Raw genomic sequence first — 5,857 nt, 5'->3', positions numbered from 1 at the left:
TGTTCCCAGAAGCAAAGATGGTCATTGGTCCGGTCATTGAAGAAGGTTTCTACTATGATATCTGGATGCCACGTCCGTTTACTTTAGACGACATGGCAGCGATTGAAGAGCGTATGAAAAAGCTCATCGATCAAGACTATGATGTTGTGAAGAAAATGACACCGCGTGATGAAGTGATTGCAGAATTCACAGCGCGTGGCGAAGAATACAAATTGCGCTTGATTGCAGACATGCCTGAAGAAACACAAATGGGCTTGTACTACCATCAAGATTATTTGGATATGTGCCGTGGTCCGCACGTACCAAACACCAAATTCTTAAAATCATTCAAGCTGACTAAAATTTCTGGTGCTTACTGGCGCGGCGATGCGAAGAATGAGCAGCTACAACGTATTTACGGTACAGCTTGGGCAGACAAGAAGCAGCTTGCGGCTTATGTAAAACGTATTGAAGAAGCAGAAAAACGCGATCACCGTAAAATCGGTAAAGCGCTTGATTTGTTCCACATGCAGGAAGAAGCACCGGGTATGGTGTTCTGGCATCCGAACGGCTGGACCATTTACCAAGTGCTTGAACAATACATGCGTAAAGTTCAGCAAGACAATGGCTACGAAGAAATCCGCACACCTCAAGTGGTTGATTTCACGCTTTGGGAAAAATCAGGACATGCTGCCAACTATGCAGACAACATGTTCACCACGCATTCTGAAAACCGTAACTATGCGGTGAAGCCAATGAACTGTCCTTGTCACGTACAGGTGTTCAATCAAGGCTTGAAGTCGTATCGTGATCTTCCTGTACGTTTGGCAGAGTTTGGTTCATGTCACCGTAACGAACCATCAGGTTCTTTACACGGTATTATGCGTGTACGTGGCTTTACCCAAGATGACGCGCATATTTTCTGTACCAAAGAACAGATTGGTCCTGAAGTTGCAGACTTTATCAAATTGACACTGGATGTATACAAAGACTTTGGCTTCGAAGAAGTACAAATGAAGTTGTCGACGCGTCCTGAAAAACGTGTGGGTGATGACAAGCTTTGGGATATGGCAGAAAAATCTTTGGCAGATGCTTTAGATGCTGCGGGTCTTGAGTGGGAGCTTCAACCAGGTGAGGGCGCATTCTACGGTCCGAAGATTGAATTCTCTCTGAAAGACTGCTTAGGTCGTGTCTGGCAGTGTGGTACCATTCAGTGTGACTTTAACTTGCCAGAACGTTTAGATGCGTCTTATGTCACAGAAGATAATGACCGCGATCAGCCAGTAATGTTACATCGTGCAATTCTTGGCAGTTTCGAGCGTTTTATTGGTATACTGATCGAACACTACGCAGGCTTCATGCCACCTTGGTTGGCACCAATGCAAGCATGCGTGATGAACATTACCGATTCTCAAGCTGAGGCATGTGAGTCAGTCGTCGCAAAACTTAAAGAAAACGGTATCCGTGCAATTTCTGACTTGAGAAATGAGAAAATCGGCTTTAAGATTCGTGAACGTACATTAGAGCGTATTCCTTACTTACTGGTACTTGGGGACCGTGAAGTAGAGGAAGGTACCGTAAACGTGCGTACCCGCTCAGGAACAAATTTGGGTACTATGTCAATCGATGCTTTCGTTGACCTAGTAAAAGCAGCCGTAGCCGAACGCGGCCGGTACATTGTGGAGTAACAGCGATTAAACAGCCTGACCGTAATCAACAGGGCGGTAACAAATCAAACCGTCCTGCCTTGAATGATGAAATTCGTGCGAAAGAAGTCCGTCTTGTAGACGAAAATGGTGAGCAAAAAGGGATTGTAAGCTTAGCTGACGCCCTACGCGCAGCAGAAAGTGTTGAGCTTGATCTTGTTGAGATCGTAGCAAACGCTGAGCCACCAGTATGTAAGATCATGGACTTCAACAAGCATTTGTTTGATCTTAAGCAAAAGCAGAAAGAAGCGAAGAAAAAACAACATCAAGTCCAGGTGAAAGAAATCAAGCTACGCCCGGGTACTGATGTTGGTGATTACAACGTAAAACTACGTGCAATCATTAAGTTCCTTGAAGAAGGTAACAAGGTGAAAATCACGCTTCGTTTCCGTGGTCGTGAAATGGCGCACCAACAGTTGGGTCTAGCTCAATTGCAAAAAATTGAAACTGACGTGGCTGAATTCGGTACTGTTGAGCAGATGCCGAAAATGGAAGGCCGTCAAATGGGTATGCTACTTGGTCCTAAAAAGAAAAAGTAAGCACTCATTAAGCGAAAAAAGCCCTGCATATGCAGGGCTTTTTTTATGTGCCGATATTTATTTTAAATCCCAATATTTTTCTAGGACGTGAATAATCTGCTTGGACTGATTGGATGAAAAGCTTGTGAGATAAATAAGTGAAAATTTATGCCTGAACCAATTGATGATATTTGTTTGTTTAAAGACAAATTCGATCGTGCCATATCGACAGTTAAATAATTGTTCTGATTCTGGTATTTTAAAATGCTTAAATTTTCGATAAAATCAAGTATAAGGCGAGTCAAATTTAGGATTGATTTGGCAATCTGAAACATCATACTTATTGATACGCCACATTGTTGGTATACCAAACATACTATAATAAATTTTGGATTGAGTAATCGTCAGTCGGATATTCCATAGGGTGAAGGAGATTAGGAAGCAACTTAAACTGTAGATGAAGCTATTTGAACCCTCTGCCCAAAGTGTATTTAAAATATATGAAAATGATTTCCCATTTTCTTCGCCAATGTTCCACAAGATCAGTCCAATGCTCAATGGGAATACAAGAGATATAGGTGCTATATATTGGAAAATAAGGATTGGATGAATGCTTTTAAGTTCTTGTTGTTTAATATATTTTTGTTTTTAACTGTATAGGTTAAATGTACAATATGTATTCAAAATAAAAAAGATCCAAATGAGAGTTTCTTCTTGTTAGCAATCAGATTTTTTCTTTATTTGATTTATTTTTCAATGAATAGTTTTTACTCATCGGATCTGATAGACAGTCTTTCTCTAGCTTAAAGTGAATGATGAAAGTCAGAGCTTGAATCATTCTTTATAATCTTAAATTCCACGCATTGTACATAGCTTGAATAATTTCCTTGGCCTGCTGGCGGGAAAACATCGATAGCTGAATCCGGAAAAACCCGAGGCAAATTTGATTCATCAGACCAGGCTGGCACAATTTAAAATCCAAAGTGCCATCGCGTTGACTGATCACATGCGCTGGCATGTTATAGAGCCAGCGTTTGAGATGTGCTTTAAGAGAAGCATAGCGCGGATTTAGAAAACTATACTGTACCGAATGTCGTTTTAAGCACAGGCTGATGCGGAAACCGGCCAAAGTATAATAAATAGCGTGTGAGGTTATTTTCAGTTTGGTTCCCAGCATAAGCAGCGAAAGACCAAGAAAGCCGCCAATATAAACATAAAAGCCAGGAGACTCTTGCCATAAAAATAACAGACCTTGAAGAAAGCTGGAATTGCTACGCGCACTGCTGAAATAAAAAATGCTGAATATTCCGACCGGATAACAAAAAAGTAAATATCCCATAGCGCGCATGATGGGGCTAGCTTGATGAAACAGGATATTTTCTGGCGCATTCATGGTTTATTTTTTATGATCAGAAAGCGTATTGCCTCCATGAGCTTAGGGAATCTGTAGTCAAAAAGAAAGGTCCTTGCGGACCTTTCTGTGTACGCTCAATCGAGCTTATTCCACTGATTTTTCATCATTTGCAATAAGCAGTTTATTGCCAATCGGGATTTGACGCGGCAATTTTTCTTCTGGAATAATGCGCTGCAAGTCAATGATCAATAAACCATTTTCATAGTCTGCCTGTTGTACCTCAATATATTCATCCAGACGTAAAGACAATTTAAATGCACGTCGCGCAATGCCTTTGTGCAGGAATTCGATAGTGTCATTACTGTGGTTTTCAGGCTTGCCCAAGATGGTCAGCAACTTATTTTCCAGACGAATGTCGAGTTCTTCCTGACGAAAACCCGCAGTTGCCACCACGATGCGGTAATTATTCTCACCATGCTTTTCGATATTATACGGTGGATAATTCGGTGCATCGCTTTGCATGGCATAGTCAATAAAGTCATTCAAGCGATCAAAACCGATGCTACGACGAAACAATGGATGAAGATTTAAGTTACTCATGATTAGAACCTTCTCACTTAAGCAAAGTTATAAAAACAAGAAAATAAGATCTGTCATGTCAGACATCGACAGGGCATAAGATTGACTTAATCCTTATGCAGAAATAAATATGTGTTTGGGGCTGAAATTTTCAAGATCAAAAATAAAAAATTATATAAATTTTTAATAAGATTTTGATATTTATTAAAAAACAATTTTTAAATGCAGACTTGTTGTTTCTTTCTAAATCCTCTATGTTGAGTACATCGTCGTACAGCAAAGGTGCAGGGAGTATTAAAAGAAAATGATCGATTTATATTATTGGGGCACCCCCAACGGCCATAAAATTAGTATTGCTCTAGAAGAAATGGGGCTGGAATATCAAATTATTCCCATCAATATTCTGGAAAATGACCAGTTCCAGTCCGATTTTCTGGCTATTTCTCCCAATAATAAAATTCCGGCAATTGTTGATCAGGATGGGCCAAATGGCCGCGCCATTTCAATTTTTGAGTCAGGTGCGATTTTGCAATATCTGGGTCGAAAAACAGGTTTTTTTTATCCAACTGATGAAGTAAAGCGTGTTCAGGTGGAACAATGGTTGATGTGGCAAATGGGTGGTTTGGGGCCGATGCTCGGGCAAAATCATCATTTTAGCCGTTTTGCACCTGAGCGGATTACTTATGCTACAGAACGCTATGTCAATGAAACGAAACGTTTATATGGCGTGTTGAATAAACAGCTGGTCGGGCAGGATTATGTGGCCGGCGAATACTCGATTGCAGATATGGCCATTTTCCCTTGGTTATTGCGACACGACTGGCAGCAGATCAATCTGGAAGACTATCCTGAAGTTTCCAAATATATTGATCGCTTGAATGCACGTCCTGCAGTTCAGAAAGCGCTGGCGATACAGGTCAGTTAAGCTGCAGCCTTTATGCTAAAATAGCCTTAAGCAAATAAAGCCACCCTTATGGTGGTTTTTTATTGGATGGATATATGAACGATTTTCTTCTGAACTTTACCAAGATTGTTGAAAGCAATACCCGAATTTACTGGAGTATCCTCTTTGGAATTACTGCATGTTTAGTGCTGTATGTTGCTGAAATTGTGCATATCGATCAGGTAATTGCCGCCCTAAATACCAAAGATCAGCAGATTTTACGTGCTGCAATTGCACCGCTCAATGAGCAGTATAAGTGGGCACGGATCATGGCGATGGTGACAGCAGTTGTTTGGTCCAGTTGGGAATATAGTAAAGCCAAGAAAAAAATGGGCTTGAGCCGTTAATGCTGTAATGAGCCTGTTTTTACTGTTTCTGTCGGCCTTTGGTGCAGCGACCTTACTACCTTTACAGTCTGAAGCTGTTTTGCTGGGGCTTTTAGTGCAGGGTGAGCAGCATGCAGTGCTGTTAATTGCGGTGGCCAGTCTGGGGAATATTCTGGGATCGTGTGTGAACTGGTATCTGGGCCTCAAGATCGAACATTATAAACATAAAAAATGGTTTCCGGTTTCAGAAGACAAGATGCTCAAGGCACAAATGACCTATCAGAAATATGGTTACTGGTCTTTACTGCTGAGCTGGGTGCCTATTATTGGTGATCCGATTACCCTGATTGCGGGACTATTAAAAGAAAACTTCGCCCGTTTTTTGCTCATCGTCAGCATCGCTAAAATTGGACGTTATTTGTTTGTCTATGCGGCTTTTGCTATGTTCTAAA

Annotated in this window: 7 protein-coding genes; 5 read left to right on the top strand and 2 right to left on the bottom strand. The window is 41.1% G+C overall.

Annotated elements, in window-relative coordinates; translation table 11 throughout:
* Positions 1 to 1,667 (top strand): threonine--tRNA ligase (thrS, locus tag WAK81_RS13750; RefSeq protein WP_422197606.1); only part of this gene is annotated, 1,667 nt, incomplete at its 5' end.
* A 59-nt stretch (positions 1,668 to 1,726) separates the two neighbouring features.
* Positions 1,727 to 2,224 (top strand): translation initiation factor IF-3, encoded by a 498-nt coding sequence (infC, locus tag WAK81_RS13745; protein ID WP_422197604.1) that lies wholly within the window; start codon positions 1,727 to 1,729, stop codon positions 2,222 to 2,224.
* An 820-nt stretch (positions 2,225 to 3,044) separates the two neighbouring features.
* Here the strand turns inward: infC and WAK81_RS13740 are convergent.
* Positions 3,045 to 3,596, bottom strand: coding sequence for a hypothetical protein (locus WAK81_RS13740; RefSeq protein ID WP_422197602.1), 552 nt, complete (start codon positions 3,594 to 3,596; stop codon positions 3,045 to 3,047).
* Positions 3,597 to 3,701: 105 nt separating this feature from the next.
* Positions 3,702 to 4,157, bottom strand: coding sequence for an Hsp20 family protein (locus tag WAK81_RS13735; protein WP_422197600.1), 456 nt, complete (start codon positions 4,155 to 4,157; stop codon positions 3,702 to 3,704).
* A gap of 283 nt (positions 4,158 to 4,440) precedes the next feature.
* Between WAK81_RS13735 and WAK81_RS13730 the strand changes: the two genes are divergently transcribed.
* The 3 genes from WAK81_RS13730 to WAK81_RS13720 all read left to right on the top strand — a co-directional run bounded on the left by WAK81_RS13730 (position 4,441) and on the right by WAK81_RS13720 (position 5,856).
* Entirely contained in the window at positions 4,441 to 5,061 is a 621-nt protein-coding gene (locus WAK81_RS13730; RefSeq protein ID WP_422197598.1) for a glutathione S-transferase family protein, read from the top strand.
* A 74-nt stretch (positions 5,062 to 5,135) separates the two neighbouring features.
* On the top strand, positions 5,136 to 5,426 hold the full coding sequence (locus tag WAK81_RS13725) for a hypothetical protein (protein WP_422197596.1): 291 nt from the start codon (positions 5,136 to 5,138) through the stop codon (positions 5,424 to 5,426).
* 7 nt (positions 5,427 to 5,433) lie between these two features.
* A complete protein-coding gene (locus WAK81_RS13720; protein WP_422197594.1) occupies positions 5,434 to 5,856 on the top strand; it encodes a YqaA family protein in 423 nt (140 codons plus the stop codon).
* Position 5,857: the final 1 nt, after the last annotated feature.

The organism is Acinetobacter sp. (assembly GCF_049284435.1).
Classification (GTDB): domain Bacteria; phylum Pseudomonadota; class Gammaproteobacteria; order Pseudomonadales; family Moraxellaceae; genus Acinetobacter.
The sequence above is the reverse complement of the archived record's forward strand: the minus strand, read 5'-3'. Positions and strand labels throughout refer to the sequence as shown.

Bases quoted from the DNA above. Each gene is read 5' to 3' on its own strand.
- WAK81_RS13740 (WP_422197602.1), bottom strand. From the start codon at position 3,596: ATGAATGCGCCAGAAAATATCCTGTTTCATCAAGCTAGCCCCATCATG.
- WAK81_RS13735 (WP_422197600.1), bottom strand. From the start codon at position 4,157: ATGAGTAACTTAAATCTTCATCCATTGTTTCGTCGTAGCATCGGTTTT.
- WAK81_RS13730 (WP_422197598.1), top strand. From the start codon at position 4,441: ATGATCGATTTATATTATTGGGGCACCCCCAACGGCCATAAAATTAGT.
- WAK81_RS13725 (WP_422197596.1), top strand. From the start codon at position 5,136: ATGAACGATTTTCTTCTGAACTTTACCAAGATTGTTGAAAGCAATACC.
- WAK81_RS13720 (WP_422197594.1), top strand. From the start codon at position 5,434: ATGAGCCTGTTTTTACTGTTTCTGTCGGCCTTTGGTGCAGCGACCTTA.